This is a genomic window from Pseudonocardia sp. HH130630-07 (genome assembly GCF_001698125.1).
Lineage (GTDB): Bacteria > Actinomycetota > Actinomycetes > Mycobacteriales > Pseudonocardiaceae > Pseudonocardia.
This window is the reverse complement of the sequence record NZ_CP013854.1, coordinates 3,847,405-3,866,647: the sequence shown is the minus strand read 5'-3', so window position 1 is coordinate 3,866,647 and position 19,243 is coordinate 3,847,405. Positions and strand designations below refer to the sequence as shown.

The following is a 19,243-nucleotide window of genomic DNA, read 5'->3' as shown; positions in this document are numbered from 1 at the left end:
ACCGGCCGGCTCGGCGGTCGGCACCGACCAGCTCCGCGACGGCGCGGCAGCCGGGTCGCGCTCGGCACGGCGGTCAGCCGGGCCGCGCTCGGCGCAGCGGTCAGCCGGGGACCCGCTCCCCCTCCGGCGGCGGCCCGGGCGGCGTGCCGTCGCCGAACGGCCGCCCGCCCAGCTCCGCCCGGTCGTGCGGGGTCGTCCAGCCGGACCCGTCCGGGCCCACCGGCACCACGCCGGTCGGGTTCACCGAGGCGTGCACCCCGTAGTAGTGCTGCTTGATCTGTTCCATGTCGATCGTGTCGCCGAAGCCGGGCGTCTGGAACAGGTCCCGCGCGTAGGCCCACAGCACCGGCAGCTCGGTCAGCTTGTGCCGGTTGCACTTGAAGTGGCCGTGGTAGACGGCGTCGAACCGGACCAGGGTCACCCACAGCCGGATGTCGGCCTGGGTGATCGTGTCCCCGACCAGGTAACGCCGGGTGCCCAGGTGTTCCGACAGCGCGTCGAGGCGGTCCCACAGGGCCGCGTACGCCCGCTCGTAGGCGGCCTGGCCGGAGGCGAACCCGCACTTGTAGACGCCGTTGTTCACGTCGTGGAAGATCCCGTCGCCGAGCGCGTCCATCTCCTCGCGGTGTGCGGCCGGCCAGAGGTCGGGGGCACCGTCACGGTGCAGCCGGCGCCACTGCTGCGACAGGTCGTACTCGAGGTCGGCGTAGGCGTTGGTGGCGACCTTCCCGGACGCGACGTCGACCATCGCCGGGACGGTGACGCCCGCGTCGTACCCGGGGATCGCCCGCTCGTAGGCCGCGCGCAGGTACTCGATGCCGAGCACCGGGTCGACGTCGCCGGGGTCGAGGTGGAAGCGCCAGCCGCGCTCGTCGTGCAGCGGGCCGGCGAGACCGAGCGAGATCGCGCCCTCCAGGCCCAGCAGCCGCCGGGTGATGATCACCCGGTTCGCCCACGGGCAGGCCCGCGCGCCGACGAGCCGGTACCGCCCGGCCTCGACCGGCCACGGCGTCGACCCGTCGGCCGTGATGCGCCCGGCCACCCCGAGCGGCTCCCGCACGAACTCCCCGCTGTCCCGATCGGTGCCCATCCGCGCAGGCTAGCGCCTCGCCGGGCAGCGGCGGTGCGGCGACGGCCGGGCCGGTGGGGAGGGGCCCACCGCGCTCCGGGCGCGCCCGGTTGGCGCGAACGAGTGAAATCCGATCCGCGCGGTGACCGGTATCACATGAGCCGCCCCGGCGCGCGCTCCGCACGCCCGGCGCACGGCGCGGTGCGCTTCCTCACCGCTCCGTCCGGCCCGAGCGGACCCGTGACGACACCATGGAGGAGTGGCGAAGAGCACTGGTCGGACCGCCTGTGCCTCCACTACCGGAGCTCGCCGAAATCTCCCCGTAATGTGAGCAAGCGCACGCTCATTCGGGTGGTTGGTTGCGTATAACACAACATCTTCGGGCAATCCAGACCGCCGCCTCGGGCCCGGCCGGACCGGCGTCCCCCGATCTACCGTCGGGTCGACCCGCTGCATCCGAAACCCTGTCGAGGAGACGCGGTACATGACGGCCGACCATCGCACCGACAGCGAGCTGCCCGAGCTCGGCCGGACCATCCAGCAGTTCGGCGACACGCCGACCGAGGTCCGGGAGTCCACCCACTACAAGCACGAGTACGTGCAGACGTTCGTCGACAAGTGGGACGAGCTGATCGACTGGCGAGCGCGCTACGCGAGCGAGGGGAAGTTCTTCGTCGAACAGCTCCGCGACCGGGGGGTGCGCAGCGTCCTCGACGTCGCGACGGGCACCGGGTTCCACTCGGTCCGGCTGCTCGAGGAGGGCTTCGAGACCGTCGTGTCCGCCGACGGCAGCGCCGAGATGCTGGCGAAGGCGTTCGACAACGGCATGAAGTTCGGCGGGCACATCCTGCGCGTCGTGCAGGCGGACTGGCGGTGGCTGAACCGCGACGTCCACGGCGAGTACGACGCCATCATCTGCCTCGGGAACTCCTTCACCCACCTGTTCTCCGAGCGGGACCGGCGCAAGGCGCTCGCCGAGTTCTACGCGATGCTCTCCCACGACGGCGTGCTCGTCCTGGACCAGCGCAACTACGACTCGATCCTGGACAACGGGTTCTCCTCGAAGCACCAGTACTACTACTGCGGCGACGGCGTGGTGGCCGAGCCGGAGTACGTCGACGACGGGCTGGCCCGGTTCCGGTACGAGTTCTCCGACGGCTCGGAGTACCACCTGAACATGTTCCCGCTGCGCAAGGACTACACCCGCCGGCTCATGCACGAGGTCGGCTTCCAGAAGGTCGAGACCTACGGCGACTTCCAGTCGACCTACTCCGACGACGAGCCGGACTTCTTCGTCCACATCGCGGAGAAGGCCTACCTGGAGGAGTCCCTCGCACCGGAGGTGACCGGATGACCGGGGCCCGGCAGGCCGCGACCGCGGAGCACACCGCGCGCAGCTACTACGACTCGGCCGACGCGGACACCTTCTACTCCCGGGTCTGGGGCGGCGAGGACATCCACGTCGGCCTCTACGAGCGCCCGGACGAGGAGATCGCCGCGGCGAGCCGGCGGACGGTCGCGCGGATGGCCGAGATCGCCGGGGTCACCGCCGGGACCCGGGTGCTCGACCTGGGCGCCGGCTACGGGGGCGCCGCCCGGCAGCTGGCCCGCGGGCTCGGGGCGTCGGTGCACTGCCTCAACCTGTCGCCGGTGGAGAACGAGCGCAACGAGCGGCTCACCGGCGAGCAGGGGCTCTCCGGTCTCGTCACCGTCGCGACCGGGTCGTTCGAGCAGGTCCCGGTGGACGACGGATCGGTCGACGTCGTCTGGTCCCAGGACGCGTTCCTGCACTCCGGGCACCGGGACCGGGTGCTCGACGAGATCGCCAGGGTGCTGACGCCGGGCGGGCGCGCGGTGTTCACCGACCCGATGGCCGTCGACGGGCTCGACCAGTCCTCGATCCAGCCGATCCTCGACCGGATCGCGCTGTCGACGATGGCGACCCCGGGCTTCTACACCGGAGGGCTGGAGCGGCGTGGCTTCACCGGCGTGCGGTTCCACGACCACGCCGGCCAGCTGCCGACGCACTACCGGCGGGTCCGCGAGGAGCTCGTGGCGCACGAGCACGAGCTCGTGCCGGCGATCTCCGGCGGCTACCTCACGGCCATGAAGGCCGGTCTGCAGCACTGGGTGGACGGCGGGAACGCCGGCAAGCTCACCTGGGGCGTCGTGCACGCCGTGCGCGCCTGAGCCCGGCCCGCGGCCCGGCGCCGGAGTGCGCCGGGCCGCGACCGGTCAGCCCTCGTCCTCGTCGTCGCCCTGGTCGCCGCCGCCCTGCTGGTCGTCGCCGCCCTGGTCGTCCTGCTGGTCGTCGCCGCCCTGCTGGTCGTCCCCGTCGTCCTGGCCGCCCTGCTGGTCGTCGTCCTGGTCGCCCTGCTGCTGTTGCTGCTGCTCGGGAGCCGGGGCCGGGGCGACGTCGGTGCCGCCGCAACCGCCGGCCGTGGTGAACACCAGTGCGAGGGCGGCGAGGGTGCCGAGCAGTGCCCGGGAGAGCGTTGTACGTCGCATAGGTACGAGTGTTCCAGAATGTCCGGAACTCAGGACGTGAGGAAGTCCCGGATCCCGGACCCGACGTCGCCGGGACGTTCGTCCACCAGGAAGTGCCCGGCGCCGGGGACCGCGCGGCCGCTGACCAGATCCGGGCCGACGGCCCAGCGCCGCCAGACCGTGACCGGGTCCTCGGCGTTGGCGCCGACGACGCCGTGCTCGCCCCACAGCACCAGCGTCGGCACCGCGATCCGCTGCCCGACCGCGGCGGAGGCCTCGTCGTGCACGAGGTCGATGCTCGCCCCGGCCCGGTAGTCCTCCATCATCGCGTGCCGCGCGGCCGGATCGGCGAACGCGCGTTCGTAGGACGCCAGCGCCTCGGCCCGGTGCACACCCGGCCCGGACCCCCAGCCGCCGAGCAGGGTGTGCAGGTAGCCGATCGGGTCCCCGGCGATCAGCCGCTCCGGCAGCTCGTCGGGCTGGATGAACAGGAACCAGTGGTAGTACGCGGTGGCCAGGGCCCGGTCCACGTGGCCGTAGACGTAGGCCGTCGGCAGGATGTCGAGCAGCGCGGCGCGGGTGACCGTACCCGGGTGGTCCAGCAGCATCCGGTGCGCGACCCGGGCGCCCCGGTCGTGCCCGACGACGGCGAAGGTGTCGAACCCCAGCTCCGCCATCACCGCGACCTGGTCGGCCGCCATCGCGCGGAACGAGTACCCGAGGTGCCCCGCACCCGACTCCGGCCGGTCGGACCCGCCGTACCCGCGCAGGTCGGTGCAGACGACGGTGTGGTCGCGGGCCAGGTCGGCCGCGACCGGCTCCCACATCGCGTGGGTCTGCGGGAAGCCGTGCAGGAGCAGGACCGGTGGGCCGTCCCCGCCGCGGGTCCCGTGGATCCGCACGCGGTCGGCACCGACCGTCAGGTCGACGGGGGTGAACTCGCCGGACACGGGGCACCTCCCGGGGACGGGGGCCCCACCGGCACCGGGGCCGGGACGGGGCGCAGGTCGAACACCCAGAACCGCAGGACGACGAACCGGATGATCCCGCCGGCCACGCTGGCCAGCGCGACGGCGGCCGCCTCCTGGCCGGGTGTCGGCGCGTCCACCGCCCACGCCAGCAGCACGAGCACGGTCGAGGCGTAGCCGGCGTAGAAGGCCACCGTGCCGATGTCCTGCACCCACTCGCGGAGCCGGTGGGCGCGGGCACCACCGAAGGCGAACCGGCGGTTGAGCTCGGTGGACACCGCCGTGGTGAGGACGAGCGCGACGAGGTTGGCCGGCACGGCGTCCAGCCACGGGCGGAAGAGCAGGAACAGCGCGGCGTTCAGCCCGGTGACCGCGCCGCCGACCGCGGCGTACCGGGCGAGCTGCATCCACAGCACCGCACGGCGCCGCGGAGCGGCCACGCCACCACCCACCGCTGTGCCCACCGCGCCTCCCAGGCCGACCCTTACCGGGATCTTCGCAGGGAGTACCCGTCCTGGACGAGGTGAACCGGCCCGGGTCGCCCGATCGCCGGTCAGATCCGCAGGAACACCGTCTCCCCCGGGCCCTGCAGCCGGATGTCGAACCGGTAGCGGCCCGCGCCGTCGGCGCGGGCCAGCAGGGTGTCCCGGCGCGCGGCCGGCACCTCGGCCAGCAGCGGGTCGACCGCGTTCGCCGCGGTGAACTGCGGGAAGTAGATCCGGGTCACCACGCGGTCGAGCAGCCCGCGGGCGAAGACCGAGACGTCGATGTGCGGCGCCTCGTCCCGGCCCTCGCCCAGTGCCGGGACCGCACCCGGGAGCAGGGTGCGGACGGCCCAGTGCCCGTCGCCGTCGGTCGGGACGCGACCGAAACCGCGGAACCCGGCGACGGCGGGCGGCACCGCGCCGCGCGGGTCGTCCGGGTGGTCGAAACGACCGTCCGGATCGGCCTGCCAGGTCTCGATCAGCGCGTCCGGGACCGGGGCCCCGGCACCGTCGAACACGGTGCCGCCGACGGTGACCGCACCCGGCGTCCCCTCCGCCACGACGTCCGGGCCGTCCGCCCAGGGCAGGCCGAGCGAGAGGTAGGGACCGACGGTCTGGGACGGGGTGAGCCCGGCGCTCATGCGTGCGCCTCCTCGAACGGCGTCTGCTCCCGGCCGCGCAGCACGATGTCGAACCGGTACGCGAGCGCCCACTCCGGCCGGGTCGCCGCCAGGTCGAACGCCGAGACGAGCCGCTCGCGGGCCTGCTCGGGCACCGAGTTGTAGATCGGGTCCTGGGCGAACAGCGGGTCGTCGGGGAAGTACATCTGGGTCACCAGGCGCTGGGTGAAGGCCCGGCCGAACAGCGAGAAGTGGATGTGCGCCGGCCGCCACGCGTTGTGGTGGTTGCCCCACGGGTAGGCGCCGGGCCGGATCGTGGTGAAGGTGTAGTCGCCGTGCGCGTCGGTCAGGACGCGCCCGCCGCCGGTGAAGTTCGGGTCGAGCGGGGCCGGCCAGGTGTCCCAGGAGTGCGCGTACCGCCCGGCCGCGTTGGCCTGCCAGACCTCGACCAGGGTGTCCGGGACGGGCCGGCCGTCGGAGTCGCGCACCCGGCCGGTGACCACGATCCGCTGGCCCTGCGCCTCGCCGTGCTCGCCGATCGTCAGGTCGTCGTCGCCGGGGCGGAGCGGGCCGGTCAGCAGCGGTCCGGTGACCTCGGTGAGCCGGTGCGGGAGGATCACCGGCTGCTCGGCGGGGGCCCGCACGGTGGTGCTCCGGTACCCGGGTGACAGCAGCGGGGGGTGCGTCGCCGCGGCGACCGGGTGATAACCGGACGGCCGGGCGGTGGGCGGGGACGTCATCGTCGGGCCTCTCGTGGTCGCGGGTGCAGCGGTGCCCCCGCACTGTCCCCGAGCCCGGACGGGAGCATCGACGAACCTTCCGCTCTGCGGAAGGATGCCGGGTCATGGGGTCGCGACCGGAGCGCTCGGGGGTGACCGCCCGGGTGCTCGACGTGCTGGGCGCCTTCACCGCGGCGGCACCCGAGCTCGGCCTGACCGCGCTGTCCCGGCGGACCGGCCTGCCGCTGACCACGGTGCACCGGATCGCCGGGGAGCTCGTCGCCGGCGGGGCCCTCGAACGGGGTGCCGACGGCCGCTACCGGATCGGGCTGCGGCTGTGGGAGATCGCCCATCTCGCCCCGGCCAGCCACGGTCTGCGCGAGGCGGCGATGCCGTTCCTGGAGGACCTGCACGAGGTGACCCGGCACAACGTCCAGCTCGCCGTGCTGGACCCGGACGACCCGGCCGAGGTCGTCTACGTCGAGCGGCTGTCCCGGCACGACGCGGTGTCCATCCGCAGCCGGTCCGGGTCCCGGCTGCCCTCGACCGCCACCGGCGTCGGGCTGGTGCTGCTCGCACACGCCGACCCGGCCGACACGGCGTCGGTCCTCGCCCGCCCGCTGCGCCGGTTCACCCCGTTCACCGTGTGCGACCCGGACCGGGTGCGCGCCCTGCTCGCTCAGGTCCGCACGGGTGGTTTCGTCATCTCCGACCGGCAGGTCGAGCAGGTGTCGCTGTCGGTGGCCGCCCCGGTGCGCGGCGCGGACGGGACCGTCGTGGCGGCGCTGTCGGTCGTCGTCCCGGCGGCGGGGACCAACCCGCACACCTGGGTACCGGTGGTCCGGGCCACGGCACGCGGGATCAGCCGCGCGCTCGCGGCCCGGTGAGCACGGCGCGTGCATCGTGATCGTTCCGATGCCGCGGGCGGCGGGACGGCCCGGGCCCGGACGTGCCACCGTGACGGCGTGCGCGACTTCCGCATCGAGATCCCCGAGGCCGAGCTCGACGACCTGCGCGAGCGCCTCGCCCGCACCCGCTGGCCGGACCCGGCGACCGCCGAGGGGTGGACGCAGGGCGTCCCGCTGGACTATGCCCGCGAGCTCTGCGAGTACTGGCGGACCCGCTACGACTGGCGCCGGGTCGAGGCCGAGATCAACGCGTGGCCGCAGTACCGGACCGGGCTCGACGGCGGCGGCGACGACAGCGTCGAGGTGCACGTGCTGCACGCGCGGTCGCGGCACCCGGGGGCGATGCCGCTGCTGCTCACGCACGGCTGGCCGGGCTCGATCGTCGAGTTCCTCGACGTCCTGCCGCTGCTGACCGACCCGCCGGACCCGGCGGACGCGTTCCACGTGGTGCTGCCGACGCTGCCCGGCTTCGGCTTCTCCGGCAAACCCACCGCGCCCGGCTGGGGCGTGGAGCGGATCGCGGTCGCCTGGGCCCAGCTGATGGACCGGCTCGGGTACCGGCGCTTCGCCGCGCAGGGTGGCGACTGGGGATCGATGGTCACCTCCGCCCTCGGCACCGCGGCCCCGGAGCTGCTCTACGGCATCCACCTGACGATGGCGCTCGCCCCGCGCCCGGAGGAGGACCAGCAGCCGCTGACCGCGCAGGAGAAGGAGGACCTGCGCTTCGCGAAGGCGTTCGACCGCTACGGCGGCGGCTACGCGGCCGAGCAGTCCACCCGCCCGCAGACGCTCGGCTACGGCCTCGCCGACTCCCCCGCCGGGCAGTGCACCTGGATCGTCGAGAAGTTCTGGGACTGGACCGACTGCGCCGGTCACCCCGAGAACGTCGTCAGCCGGGACCGCCTGCTGGACAACGTCATGCAGTACTGGCTGGGCGACGCCGGGGCGTCCTCGGCGCGCATCTACTGGGAGAGCTGGTCGCGGCGGCGGATGGACGACGTCGACGTCCCGACCGGGGTGGCCCAGTTCCCGCACGAGATGACGAAGCTGCCCCGGCACTGGCTGGAACGGCGCTTCACCGACCTGCGCCGGTTCTCCCGGCCCGACGTCGGCGGCCACTTCGCCTCCCTGGAGCAGCCGGAGACCTTCGCCGACGAGCTGCGGGCGTTCTTCCGGGAGCTGCGGCCGCACGGCACGCCGTGACCGCACGGGTGCTGCGGCGCGCCACCACGGGCGACGTCGCCGACCTGGTCCGGCTGCGCGCCGAGATGTTCCGGGCGATGGGGAGCCCGGACCACGACGCCCCCGGCTGGCGGGCCGCGGCGGCCCGGTGGTTCACCGACCGGCTCGACGACCCCCGGGTCCGCATCGTCGTCGTCGAGGTCGGCGGGAGGGTGGTCGCGACGGCGATGGGCGCGGTCCGGGACTCCGCGCCGGCGCCGTCGGCACCGGGCGGCGGGGACGTGCTGATCAGCAACGTGTGCACCGACCCGGGCTTCCGCCGCCGGGGGCACGCCCGGGCCGCGTTCACGGCGGTCGTCGAGTGGTCCGCCACGACCGGGGCCGGGCGGGCGGAGCTGATGGCGACGGCGGAGGGCCACTCGCTGTACGACGCCGCGGGGTTCCGCACCGTCACGTTCCCGGCGATGCGCGCGCCGCTGCCGCCGGGCGGGGCCTGAACCGGCTACCGGGCGGACGCGCCGTCGGGCACCATCACGTCGTGCGCACCCACGTCGCGCTGCTGCGCGGGATCAACGTCGGCGGGACGAGCAGCGTCGCCATGGCCGAGCTGCGCCGGGTGCTCGGCGACCGCGGGTTCACCGACGTCGTCACCTACATCCAGTCCGGCAACGTGGCCCTGACCAGCTCCGAGCCCGACCCGGACCGGGTGGGGGTCACCGTCGCCGAAGCCCTGCGCGAGGACCTCGGGGTGCCGCGCCCGGTGGTCGCGTTCGACCGGGCCGAGTACGCGGCCGCGGTCGCGGCGAACCCGTTCGGTGAGGTCACCGACCCGAAGCAGCTGCACGCGGTGTTCCGTGCCGCGCCGCCGGACGAGGCCGAACTGGCCCGGCTGGCGGCCGCGCTGGAGGCGGAGCGCCGGCGGGGCGGGCCGGGGGCGGCGGTCGTCGTCGGGCGGGTCGTCTACCTGCACCTGCCCGACGGGATCGGCCGCAGCGAACTGGGCTCCCGGCTCTCCGCCCGGACCGCGGCGGCGGCGGACGGCGGCGGTACCGCGCGGAACTGGCGCACCGTCCGGCGGATGCTCGACCTGCTCGGATGACCGGACCGCCCGGTGGCGGTGGCCTGTGTCGCGTCCACGCATGGCGCGGCTCCGTCGCGGGTACGGAGCCGTTGCGAGATAGTGCACGTGTTCGTGCGTGGCCGACCGCCACGCTGTGAAATGACCGAGGAGGTCGGAGACAACCGATGGCCCAGTACACGCTCCCGGATCTGCCCTACGACTACAACGCGCTCGCCCCGCACATCGCGCCGGAGATCATGGAGCTGCACCACTCCAAGCACCACAACACCTACGTCCAGGGCCTCAACGGCACCCTGGACAAGCTGGCCGAGGCCCGCGAGAAGAACGACTTCGGCGCGATCGTCGGCCTGGAGAAGACCCTCGCGTTCAACCTCGGCGGCCACGTCAACCACACCGCCTTCTGGAAGAACCTCTCCCCGGACGGCGGCGACAAGCCCACCGGTGACCTGGCCGCCGCGATCGACGCCGACTTCGGCTCCTTCGACGCGTTCCAGGCCCACTTCACCGCCGCAGCCACCACCATCCAGGGCTCCGGCTGGGCCATCCTGGGCTACGACCAGCTCGGGCAGAAGCTGCTGATCCACCAGCTCTACGACCAGCAGTCCCAGCTCCCGGCCGGGCAGACCCCGATCGTCCTGCTCGACATGTGGGAGCACGCCTTCTACCTGCAGTACAAGAACGTGAAGCCGGACTACGTCAAGGCCTGGTGGAACGTCGTCAACTGGGCCGACGCGGCCGAGCGCCTCGCCGCGGCGAAGGCCTGACCCACCCCCGCGCCCGCGCACCCCGCGGCGTTCTCACTCATGGAGCAGAAGCCCGGCCGGACCGGGCTTTTGCTCCATGAGTGCATTCAGGGGGTTGCGGCGCGCAGCAGCAGGTGCATCGCCAGGTCCACGGAACGCTCCCGGACGTCGGTGCGGCCGCCGGACAGTCGCGGGGCGCGGGCGAGCACCTGCCCGTCGGACGTCGTGACGCAGAAGCAGACGTAGCCGACCGGTTTGGCCTCGGTCCCGCCCCCGGGCCCGGCGACCCCGGTGATCCCGACGCCGACGTCGGCGCCGAAGCGCGCGCGGGCCCCGTCGGCGAGCGCCCTGGCCACCTCGGGTGACACCGCGCCGTGTTCGGCGATCAGCGCGGCGGGCACGTCCAGCAGCGCGGTCTTCGCCGCGTCGGAGTACGCCACGACCCCGCCGGCCACGTAGGCCGAGGACCCGGCCCGGTCCACGAGCCGCCCGGCCAGCAGCCCGCCGGTGCACGACTCCCCGGTCGCCACCGTCCATCCGCGGCCGGTCAGCGCCTCCGCGAGCAGCTCGTCGGTGCTGCGGCCGTCGGCGCTGAGCAGTGCCCGGCGGTGCCGCCCGACGATCCGCTCCGCCAGGTCCGCGGCGACCCGCTCCGCGCCGGGCAGCGGCCGCAGGTCGACCTCCAGCTCGGACCGGCGCAGGCAGGTCGTGACCTCGACCCGGGACAGGTCCAGCTCGGCGCCGATCCCGCGCAGGGTCTCGGCGATCTCCGACTCGGGCAGCCCGGCGAACCGCAGCAGGACCGGTTCGGCCTGCGGGACCCGGGCAAGCAGCTCGGCGACGGGCCCGGACGCCAGCGCGGCCGGCCACATCCCGGTCAGCTCGCGCGGCGGCCCCGGGAGGACGACGACCAGCGGCCCGCCCGCCCGGCCCACCACGAGTCCCGGCGCGGTCCCGACCGGTTCCAGCACGCTCGCCCCGTGCGGCACCCGGGCCTGCTTCGCCGTGGCGGCGTCGAGCGCGGGGCCGTCCCAGCCCGCCCGCGACGCCCATCCGGCCACCCGGGCGTGGATCCGCTCCTGCAGCGCGGCGTCGGGCTCCATCGGGGCCCCGGCGAACTCGGCGACGACCTCGGCGGTCAGGTCGTCCGCGGTCGGCCCGAGACCACCGGAGGTGACGACGAGATCGTCGTCGGCGACGTGCTCCAGGGCCGCACGCAGGTCGTCCGGCCGGTCACCGACGAGCAGCACCCGGCGGACCGCGAACCCCAGGTCGGTGAGCGAACGGGCCGTGAACGGGCCGTTCGCGTCGGCGACGTGGCCGGTCAGCAGCTCGCTGCCGGTGACCAGGACGGACGCGGTGGGACGGCGCTCGCTCATGATCCGAACCTACCCGCGCGCCGCGATCCCGGCGTGCCGCCGCGGGACCCCGGCACCGGCCGGTCCGTCACCCCCCGGGGTGAAGCGTGACCACTCCCGCACCGGGTCGGGGCCCCGCGCGACCGCACCGCCCGCACCTTGTCACCCGATCGTGGCCGCCGGCCGCACCGGACACGCCGACCATCGACCGGGACACGGCGTGTCCCCGCCGCTGCGCACGCGTTCGTCGAGTCGACGAGTGACCGCCGATCGGGCGTCGGGTGCCGATCGCACGCCGTCGCGGGCCTCCCACCTGGGCCGGAGGGCAGGCCCGGCACCGGAGCGGTGAACCGTTCGTCGCTGTTGACGCTGCGTCACCAGGCTGTGACGTAAGAGCACTCTCAGTGTGATCTCAGGGCGCGTGGACGACACTGTCCTCATGTCACAGCAGTGTGCGATGGCCGACGTCGCGACCTGGGTGGGCGAGCTCGACCGGCTCGCACCGACCCGTGACCTGCGCGTCGCGCCCGGCTACGGGGCGGCCCGGCTGCTGGTGACCGTCGGCGGCACCCCGCAGGGCCAGATCACCGTCGCGCTGACCGACGGACGGGCGACCGCGGCCGAGCTGGACGCCGCCATGATCACGCTCGGGCCTCCGGAGCTGGTGCAGCGGGCGCCGGTCGCGTCGGACCCGGTCACCGTCGTCATCGCGACCCGTAACCGGCCCGACTCGCTCGCCCGCTGCCTGCGCGCCGTCCTCGCCTCCGACCACCCCGACCTGTCGGTCATCGTCGTCGACAACGACCCCGACGACGAACGCACCCAGCACGCGGTCACCGCCACCGCATCACCCCGCGTGCGCTACGTCCGCGAACCCCGCCGCGGCGCCAGCGTCGGACGCAACCGCGGACTCGCCGAAGCCCGCACCGACCTCGTCGCCTTCACCGACGACGACACCGAGGTCGACCCCGCCTGGGCCTCCCGCATCGCCGGAGCCTTCGCCACCGACCCCGAACTCGCCTGCCTGTCCGGCCCCGTCCTCGCCGCCCGCCTCGGCAGCGGCGAAGAACGCGCCGCCGACATCGCACTCGCCTGGAACAAGGGCTTCACCACCCGCCGCTTCTCCATGGCCAACCCCCCCACCGACTCCCCGATCTTCCCCTTCGCCCCCGGCCTGCTCGGCATCGGCGCCAACCTCGCCGTCCGCGCCACCGCCGCCCGCTCCGTCGGCGGCTTCGACGAAGCCATGGGCCCCGGCACCCCCACCCACGGCGGCGAGGACGGCGAGTTCCTCGTCCGGCTCATCCTCGCCGGACACACCCTCGGCTACGCCCCCGGCGCCTACCTCTGGCACCACCACCGCCCCGACGCCGCCGCCCTGCGCACCCAGCTCGAGGGCTACGCCGTCGGCCTCGGCAGCTTCCTCGCCAAGGTCGCCCTCTCCCCCCAGGGCCGCACCGTCGCCCTGCGCCGCCTGCCCGCCGCCGTCGCCCGCCTGCGCCACATCTCCGCCCGCGAGGCCGGCGCCGGCGACGCCATGCCGGCCGACGCCGACCAGGCCCGGGCCCGTGGCCTGCTGAACGGCCCGCGGGCCTACCTGCAGTCCCGGCGCGCGGTGCGCCGGGCCGGGGGCGCGGTACCGCCGCTGGTCGGCATCGAGCCGGCCTCCACCGTGCCGGGTCACCCGCGGACGACCGGCACCGGATCGTTCGCCGTCACCGAGCCGGCCCGGCCGGCGGGCGAGACCTCCGAGACCGGGAGCCCGCAGCTCCGGACCTGATCGTCGCGCCACCGGTCAGCCGGGGGCCGGCCCCAGCAGCCGCGCGTCGGCCGCCACCGAGGCGAGCCGGCGGCGCGGGTCGGCCACCAGGCGCCGGGTCGCGACGTCCAGGACGCCCATCAGGCACTCGGCCTCGGCGGCCACGACCTCGGCGGGAGCGCCCGAGGAGTCGGCCACCCGGACGATCCGGTGACGCATGGTGAACGGCTTGCGATCGGTGAAGCTGATCGCGGAGTCGATCTCCACCTGCTCGCCGACCCGCAGTTCGGCGCGGAAGTGGACGGTCGTGGAGAGCAGGACGACCGTCAGACCGGCGTCGTCGAGCACCGGCTGGGACAGTCCGGCCGCACGCAGGTGCTCCATTCGGGCGTGCTCCGCGTACTGGTGGTAGACGGCGTGGTTGACGTGCCCGTTCACGTCGGCCTCGTAGCTCCGGACACCGATCCGGACCGCGAACTCCCCCGGCTGTTCTGCGCACATGGCGGTTACCCTGTCATCCGGTATCGGTCGTGCACGACCGATGCTGGCGACGTTGTGCGAGCCGTGACCGCGGTCGTAGGGTGGAGGACCCTCCTGACTAGGCTGGGGCCGGGGACAGCACATGTGGTTCGTCAAGCAACGGCGGCCGGTTGTCACTCACGGTGATGTTCCGCCCGGTGCGGGACGGCGCCGCCGACGACATGTCGAGGGAGCACGAGGAACATGAGCAGTGAGACGCCCACCGGGGTGGGGGGCGACCAGGGCCCCGACGTCGGCGAGGTCGTCCGCTTCGACGTGACCGAGCACCCGGGCGACGCGGTCGTCGTCGGAGTGCTCGGCGAGATCGACACGATGACCGCGCCCGTCGTGCGCGAGCGGATCGCCGGCCGGATCCCGTCGGCGCGCCTGCTGGTGATCGACCTGACCCGGGTGACGTTCCTCGGGTCGGCCGGTCTCGCCGCGCTCGTCGAGGCCAAGGAGAAGGCGGAGGCGGCGGGGATCACGCTGCGCCTCGTCTGCGGGTCGCACGCGGTGACCCGCGCCCTGCAGGCGACCAGCCTCCTGTCGTTGTTCGACGTGGCCGACGGCGTGCCGGAGGCACTCCGCACGGCCTGACCCAGACCTGGAGGCGTATGGGTGCCTGGTGGCCCCCGCGGTCTTCAACACCGACGTGGCCGAGCACCTCGGCCAGGCGGGTTCGATTCCCGTCCGCCTCCGCAGAACGGCACCTCCGATGACGAGCACCGCCAGCACCGCCGGCACGACCGGCACGTTCCCCGCGCCCGCCCCGGCCGGGGCGGCGGTGACCGCGGGCGAGATCCGGGCCGGCCGGTGCACCGCGACCGAGGTCGTGGACGCGCTGCTGGAGCGGGCCGGGCGTACCCCCGGGCTCGTCGCCGTGGACGCCGGGCAGGTGCGCGCGGCCGCGACGGCGCTGGACCGGCGCACCGACCGGTTCGCGCTGCCGCTGGCCGGCGTGCCCGTCGCGGTCGAGGAGGGCATCTCGGTGACCGGCCGCGGCGACGAGCCGGTCCGCCGCCTGCGGGCGGCCGGTGCGGTCGTCGCCGGGCGGGCCCGCACCGCCGAGTTCGGCATCGGGCCCGACGACTCGCCCGGCGGCCGGGCCACGGCCGCCGCGGTCGCCGCGGGGCTGGCCGGGCTCGGCGTCGGTGTCGACGGCGACGGGGCGCTGCGGGCCGCGGCCGCACACCACGGGCTCGCCGCGCTCAAACCCGGCCGCAGGCTGTTCCCGCTGCCGGTCGCCGCCGAACGGCGCTGGGCGGGCCTGGCCGAGACGACGATCGTCGCCGCCGGCGCAGCGGACCTGCTGGTCGCGCTGGACGTCCTGGCCGCCCCCGCCCGCCGGGTACCCGCGGCGACCGGGCTGGTTCCCGGCGGGCTCGACGCCGGTCCGCCACCCCCGGCCGCCGCCGGTGGACCGGTCGCGTCGCTCGCCTGCTCGCTGCGCACCGGCCGGACCCGGATGGCCGACCCGGCCGCCGCCGGTGCGGTGCACGCGGCGATCCGGCTACTCGGACCGGCCGGGATCCGGTTGCTCGCCGCCGACCCGCCCTACCGGGCCGTGCTGCCGGTGCACGGTGCCCGGCGCCGGCACGCCGGGCTCGCCCGCCGGGTGGCGGACCTCGACCTCGATCCGGCGGCGCTCCCCCGCGCCGCCCGCAGCGCGCTGCGCCGCGGGCGCCGGGTCCGGCGCCTCGGTGGCCTGCGCCCGGCCACACCGGCGTCCTGGCGCCAGCGTCTGGTCTGCTGGCTCGACGAGGCCGGTGCCGAGGCCGGGCTGCTGCCCGCCACCGCCGGGCCCGCCGGGGCGGGCTCGACCGGGCTGGCGGCGTGGAACCTGGCCGGGCTGCCGTCGCTGGTGTGCCCGGTGCCGGCCGGCGACGGGACCACCGGGGTGCAGCTGGTGGGCCGCCCCGGCTCGGAGCGGCGGCTGCTCGCCACCGCGGAGCTGCTCGCGGGCGGCTGAGGGCCCCGTGCTCAGGCCGGCGGGGCCTCCCAGCGGCCGGTCCCGACGAAGGTCTGCAGCGTCTCGGTGTACGGCCGCAGGTCGAGGCCCTGATCGGTGACCCAGTCGTCGTCGTAGTAGCTGTGCCGGTACCGCTCGCCGCCGTCGCAGATCAAGGTGACCACGCTGCCGGTCCGCCCGGTCCGCAGCATCTCGGCGACGAGCTGGTAGACGCCCCACAGGTTGGTGCCGGTGGACCCGCCGGTCCACCGCCCGGTCCGGTCCCGCAGGTGCCGGGCCGCCGCGACGCTGGCGGCGTCCGGCACCCCGATCATGCGGTCGATGACCGACGGCACGAAGCTCGGCTCCATCCGGGGCCGCCCGATCCCCTCGATCCGTGACGCCCGCCCGGTCTCGTGGGCCGGGTCCCCGGACCGCCAGCCGGGCAGGAACGCCGACCCCTCGGGATCGACCACGGCCAGCCGGGTCGGCAACCGCCGGTAGCGCAGGTAGCGGCCGATGGTGGCCGACGTCCCGCCGGTCCCGGCACCGACGACGATCCACTCCGGTACCGGGTGCGGCTCGTGCGAGAGCTGGGCGAGGATCGATTCGGCGATGTTGTTGTTGCCCCGCCAGTCGGTGGCCCGCTCGGCGTAGGTGAACTGGTCCAGGTAGTGCCCGCCGCTCTCGGCGGCCAACCGCTCGGCCTCGGCGTAGACCTCCCCGCCGTGGGTCACGAAGTGGCACCGGCCGCCCTCGCGCTCGATCAGCGCGATCTTCTCCGGGCTGGTCGAGCGGGGCATCACCGCGACGAACGGCAACCCGAGCAGCCGCGCGAAGTAGGCCTCGGAGACCGCCGTCGACCCGGAGCTGGCCTCGACGACCGTCGTCGACTCGGTGATCCAGCCCGAGGCCAGCGCGTAGAGGAACAACGACCGCGCGAGCCGGTGCTTGAGGCTGCCGGTCGGGTGCACCGACTCGTCCTTGAGGTAGACCTGCACGCCCCACTGCGCGGGCAGGTCGAGCACGTGCAGGTGGGTGTCGGCGGAGCGGTTCGCGTCGGCCTGGACGCGGCGCATCGCCTCGTCGGTCCACGCTCGGGTCCGGGCACAGCTGCGGTCGTCGGGCTCCACGGGGGCGACCCTAGACGTGCACCATCCCCGATCCCGCCGTGACCGAGCCGATCACCGCGGCCGGGTGACCCTGGGCGCGCAGCCGGGCGACGGCCGCGTCCGCGGCCTCCGGTGCGGCGCCGAAGAGCAGGCCGCCGGAGGTCTGGGCGTCCGACAGCAGCACGAGCTCGTCGTCGGAGGCCCCGGCGCGCACGATCCGGTCCTCGATCCACTGCCGGTTGCGCAGGGTGCCGCCGGGCACCACGCCGTCCGCGACGAGCCCGGCCACCCCGTCGAGCAGCGGCACCGCGGCGGCGTCGAGCCGGGCGTCGACGCCGGAGGCCACCGTCATCTTCGTCAGGTGGCCGAGCAGCCCGTACCCGGTGACGTCGGTGCACCCGGTCGCCCCGGCGGCCAGCGCGGCGGCGGCCGCGTCGGCGTTCGGGGTGGTCATCGCCGCGACGGCGGCGTCCACCGCGGCCGGGACCCCGCGCTTGACCGCGGTGGTGACGACGCCGATGCCGATCGGCTTGGTCAGCACGAGCGCGTCACCGGGGCGCAGGCCCGCGTTCGTCAGCACCCGGTCCGGGTGCACCTCCCCCACCACGGCGAGGCCGTACTTCGGCTCCGGGTCGTCGACGGTGTGCCCGCCCACGACCGCGAACCCGCAGGCCCGCCCGACGTCGGAGCCACCGGAGAGGACCTCGGCCAGCACGTCGGGGCCGAGTTCGGAGGACGGCCAGCACACCAGGTTCAGCGCGAACAGCGGGGTGCCGCCCATCGCGTAGACGTCGGACACCGCATTGGTCGCGGCGATCGCGCCCCAGGTCCGCGGGTCGTCGACGATCGGGGTGAAGAAGTCGGTCGTCGCGACGAGCGCGCGCTCCGCCGACAGCCGCCAGACGGCCGCGTCGTCCCCGGTGTCGGTCCCCACCAGAAGGTCAGGGTGCGACGGCGGCGTGACACCGGCCAGTACCTCGGTCAGCTGGGCCGGGCCGAGCTTGCAGCCGCAGCCGGCGCCGTGGCTGTACTCGGTGAGCCGGCGGGCGGTGGCGGTCATGCGCTCCTCCTGAAGATCGCGGGGACGACCGGGCCCGACCTGCGGCCGGTCACGTCCCCGGGTGACGACCTCGTCACCGTCGGACGCTACCCGTCGCCGGCCGGCGGTACCGTGGCGATGGCACCGCCGCTCACCGAACGGGCCCGTCCGTCGAACGGGTTGCGTCCGACCACGGCCGGTGCACGGCATTGACCGATCGGGTGGACGGTGCGAGCGTCCCGGACCGGCGCCGCACCCGCGGCGGGACGGTGCAGGGCAGCGCAGTGAGCCTTTCCCAGTAGGTGCTGGTTGATCATGTGGTTCGGTCGTGCTCGACGTGGAGGAGAACGAGCGCGGCGGCGGTGATCGCGCCGATCCGCCAGGGGCAGAAGCTGACCCGACGCAGCGCCTTGAAGGTGGTCTTGAGCAGGGAGTTCCCGCGTTCGGCCACAGCCCTGACGGCGGAGTGCAGCGTGTTGACGGTGCGCTTGTCCACCGACAGCCCACCGCCGGTGGGGGTCTTGAACGGGCAGGTCAGGCGGGTGTTCTCACCGTCGTAGCCGAGGTCGGCGAGCACGACGTGGGTGTCGTCGGTCCAGTCCTCGATCGCGTCGAGCAGGCCGGGGTGGCCGCGGGCGCAGGTGGTGTCGTGCTCGCGGCCCGGGCGCACCGGGGATGTCCACAACGGCCACCCGTCAGGCGCGGTGAGGACCTGAACGTTCCCGCCGTGGACGTGGTGCTTGCCCGACCACCACAGATCCACTCCCGGGGTCGGTCCGGGAGTGCGGGAGCGGTCAGTGTGGATCACGGTGCCGTCGAGGTGAACGTGGGTGTGCCCGGCGGTGCGGGCCGCGAGCAGCGCGCCGGGCAGTCCAGGCGCGGCGGCGGCCAGAACGTCGATGCCTTCGTGCAGGTAGCGGTAGGTACTCGACAGGCTCAGCTGGTTGTCGGCGGCGAGCTGGGCGACCCGGGTGGCGTCGAGGAACCAGCGCAGCACCAGCACCGCGTGGCGGTCACAGTCCAGCGCGCGGCGCCCGCGCCGGGTCCCGCGCCGGAGGCGTTCCTCGGCCAACAGTCGCGACAACATGGACGCGGTGGGCTCCCCGATCGGGAGCACGGCGGTGTAGGTGACAGGATCGGGCACGCGGGACCTCGGTGGTGAGTCGATCTTTGAGCGGACCGACCTCTTCTACCGGGGTCCCGCACCCTCGTTGAGCACCTCCACGCCCCCGGCGTGTCGCCGCCA

Annotated in this window: 21 protein-coding genes and 1 tRNA gene; 11 read left to right on the top strand and 11 right to left on the bottom strand. The window is 74.6% G+C overall.

The features are described from left to right. Window positions 1-100: 100 nt before the first annotated feature. Window positions 101-1,090, bottom strand: a complete 990-nt coding sequence (locus tag AFB00_RS18390; protein ID WP_068798269.1) for a glutathione S-transferase family protein — start codon at window positions 1,088-1,090, stop codon at window positions 101-103. Window positions 1,091-1,553: 463 nt separating this feature from the next. Here AFB00_RS18390 and AFB00_RS36290 point away from each other — a divergent pair, with 463 nt between their 5' ends. Both AFB00_RS36290 and AFB00_RS36285 read left to right on the top strand, forming a co-directional pair. Further along, a complete protein-coding gene (locus AFB00_RS36290; RefSeq protein ID WP_156819624.1) occupies window positions 1,554-2,423 on the top strand; it encodes a glycine/sarcosine N-methyltransferase in 870 nt (289 codons plus the stop codon). Beyond that, entirely contained in the window at window positions 2,420-3,259 is an 840-nt protein-coding gene (locus AFB00_RS36285; RefSeq protein WP_156819623.1) for a methyltransferase domain-containing protein, read from the top strand. The genes AFB00_RS36290 and AFB00_RS36285 overlap by 4 nt, the downstream gene beginning before the upstream one ends. A 45-nt stretch (window positions 3,260-3,304) precedes the next feature. Here the strand turns inward: AFB00_RS36285 and AFB00_RS18380 are convergent, their stop codons facing one another. The 5 genes from AFB00_RS18380 to pcaH form a co-directional block, all read right to left on the bottom strand. Then, window positions 3,305-3,577: a hypothetical protein gene (locus AFB00_RS18380; RefSeq protein WP_083275631.1), complete on the bottom strand. Its 273-nt coding sequence runs from the start codon at window positions 3,575-3,577 to the stop codon at window positions 3,305-3,307. 29 nt (window positions 3,578-3,606) lie between these two features. Next, the gene (locus AFB00_RS18375; RefSeq protein ID WP_068798268.1) at window positions 3,607-4,506 is read right to left on the bottom strand and encodes an alpha/beta fold hydrolase; all 900 of its coding nucleotides are present in this window, start codon (window positions 4,504-4,506) and stop codon (window positions 3,607-3,609) included. After that, window positions 4,476-4,964, bottom strand: a complete 489-nt coding sequence (locus AFB00_RS18370) for a GtrA family protein (protein ID WP_068798267.1) — start codon at window positions 4,962-4,964, stop codon at window positions 4,476-4,478. The genes AFB00_RS18375 and AFB00_RS18370 overlap by 31 nt, the downstream gene beginning before the upstream one ends. A gap of 113 nt (window positions 4,965-5,077) precedes the next feature. Continuing rightward, a complete protein-coding gene (pcaG, locus tag AFB00_RS18365; RefSeq protein ID WP_068798266.1) occupies window positions 5,078-5,650 on the bottom strand; it encodes a protocatechuate 3,4-dioxygenase subunit alpha in 573 nt (190 codons plus the stop codon). Continuing rightward, a complete protein-coding gene (pcaH, locus tag AFB00_RS18360; protein ID WP_068798265.1) occupies window positions 5,647-6,369 on the bottom strand; it encodes a protocatechuate 3,4-dioxygenase subunit beta in 723 nt (240 codons plus the stop codon). The genes pcaG and pcaH overlap by 4 nt, the downstream gene beginning before the upstream one ends. A 104-nt stretch (window positions 6,370-6,473) precedes the next feature. Between pcaH and AFB00_RS18355 the strand changes: the two genes are divergently transcribed. The 5 genes from AFB00_RS18355 (at window position 6,474) to AFB00_RS18335 (ending at window position 10,283) form a co-directional block, all read left to right on the top strand. Then, window positions 6,474-7,235, top strand: coding sequence for an IclR family transcriptional regulator (locus tag AFB00_RS18355; RefSeq protein ID WP_068798264.1), 762 nt, complete (start codon window positions 6,474-6,476; stop codon window positions 7,233-7,235). 78 nt (window positions 7,236-7,313) lie between these two features. Continuing rightward, a complete protein-coding gene (locus tag AFB00_RS18350; protein WP_068798263.1) occupies window positions 7,314-8,459 on the top strand; it encodes an epoxide hydrolase family protein in 1,146 nt (381 codons plus the stop codon). Continuing rightward, window positions 8,456-8,935, top strand: coding sequence for a GNAT family N-acetyltransferase (locus AFB00_RS18345; RefSeq protein WP_068798262.1), 480 nt, complete (start codon window positions 8,456-8,458; stop codon window positions 8,933-8,935). The genes AFB00_RS18350 and AFB00_RS18345 overlap by 4 nt, the downstream gene beginning before the upstream one ends. Window positions 8,936-8,976: 41 nt before the next feature. Continuing rightward, window positions 8,977-9,537 (top strand): DUF1697 domain-containing protein, encoded by a 561-nt coding sequence (locus AFB00_RS18340; protein WP_068798261.1) that lies wholly within the window; start codon window positions 8,977-8,979, stop codon window positions 9,535-9,537. A gap of 146 nt (window positions 9,538-9,683) precedes the next feature. After that, on the top strand, window positions 9,684-10,283 hold the full coding sequence (locus AFB00_RS18335) for a superoxide dismutase (protein ID WP_068798260.1): 600 nt from the start codon (window positions 9,684-9,686) through the stop codon (window positions 10,281-10,283). Window positions 10,284-10,369: 86 nt separating this feature from the next. Here AFB00_RS18335 and AFB00_RS18330 read toward each other — a convergent pair whose 3' ends face one another. Then, window positions 10,370-11,641 carry a competence/damage-inducible protein A gene (locus AFB00_RS18330; protein WP_068798259.1) on the bottom strand — a complete coding sequence of 424 codons (1,272 nt, stop codon included), beginning with the start codon at window positions 11,639-11,641 and terminating at the stop codon, window positions 10,370-10,372. Between the two features lie 418 nt (window positions 11,642-12,059). Here AFB00_RS18330 and AFB00_RS18325 point away from each other — a divergent pair, with 418 nt between their 5' ends. Further along, on the top strand, window positions 12,060-13,400 hold the full coding sequence (locus AFB00_RS18325; protein ID WP_083275629.1) for a glycosyltransferase family 2 protein: 1,341 nt from the start codon (window positions 12,060-12,062) through the stop codon (window positions 13,398-13,400). A 15-nt stretch (window positions 13,401-13,415) separates the two neighbouring features. Here the strand turns inward: AFB00_RS18325 and AFB00_RS18320 are convergent, their stop codons facing one another. Next, window positions 13,416-13,880: an acyl-CoA thioesterase gene (locus tag AFB00_RS18320; protein ID WP_068798257.1), complete on the bottom strand. Its 465-nt coding sequence runs from the start codon at window positions 13,878-13,880 to the stop codon at window positions 13,416-13,418. A 222-nt stretch (window positions 13,881-14,102) separates the two neighbouring features. On the opposite strand from AFB00_RS18320, the gene AFB00_RS18315 reads away from it, so the two are divergent. The 3 genes from AFB00_RS18315 (at window position 14,103) to AFB00_RS18310 (ending at window position 15,867) form a co-directional block, all read left to right on the top strand. Then, window positions 14,103-14,495: an STAS domain-containing protein gene (locus AFB00_RS18315; protein WP_068798256.1), complete on the top strand. Its 393-nt coding sequence runs from the start codon at window positions 14,103-14,105 to the stop codon at window positions 14,493-14,495. A gap of 9 nt (window positions 14,496-14,504) precedes the next feature. After that, window positions 14,505-14,599: transfer RNA gene (locus AFB00_RS33385), tRNA-Sec, on the top strand. A gap of 14 nt (window positions 14,600-14,613) precedes the next feature. Continuing rightward, a complete protein-coding gene (locus AFB00_RS18310; protein ID WP_156819622.1) occupies window positions 14,614-15,867 on the top strand; it encodes a hypothetical protein in 1,254 nt (417 codons plus the stop codon). An 11-nt stretch (window positions 15,868-15,878) separates the two neighbouring features. Here AFB00_RS18310 and AFB00_RS18305 read toward each other — a convergent pair whose 3' ends face one another. The 3 genes from AFB00_RS18305 to AFB00_RS18290 form a co-directional block, all read right to left on the bottom strand. Next, on the bottom strand, window positions 15,879-16,925 hold the full coding sequence (locus AFB00_RS18305; RefSeq protein ID WP_156819848.1) for a PLP-dependent cysteine synthase family protein: 1,047 nt from the start codon (window positions 16,923-16,925) through the stop codon (window positions 15,879-15,881). Between the two features lie 64 nt (window positions 16,926-16,989). Further along, a complete protein-coding gene (selD, locus tag AFB00_RS18300; RefSeq protein WP_068798253.1) occupies window positions 16,990-18,018 on the bottom strand; it encodes a selenide, water dikinase SelD in 1,029 nt (342 codons plus the stop codon). Between the two features lie 292 nt (window positions 18,019-18,310). Continuing rightward, entirely contained in the window at window positions 18,311-19,084 is a 774-nt protein-coding gene (locus AFB00_RS18290) for an HARBI1 family protein (RefSeq protein ID WP_060714430.1), read from the bottom strand. Between the last annotated feature and the right edge of the window lie 159 nt (window positions 19,085-19,243).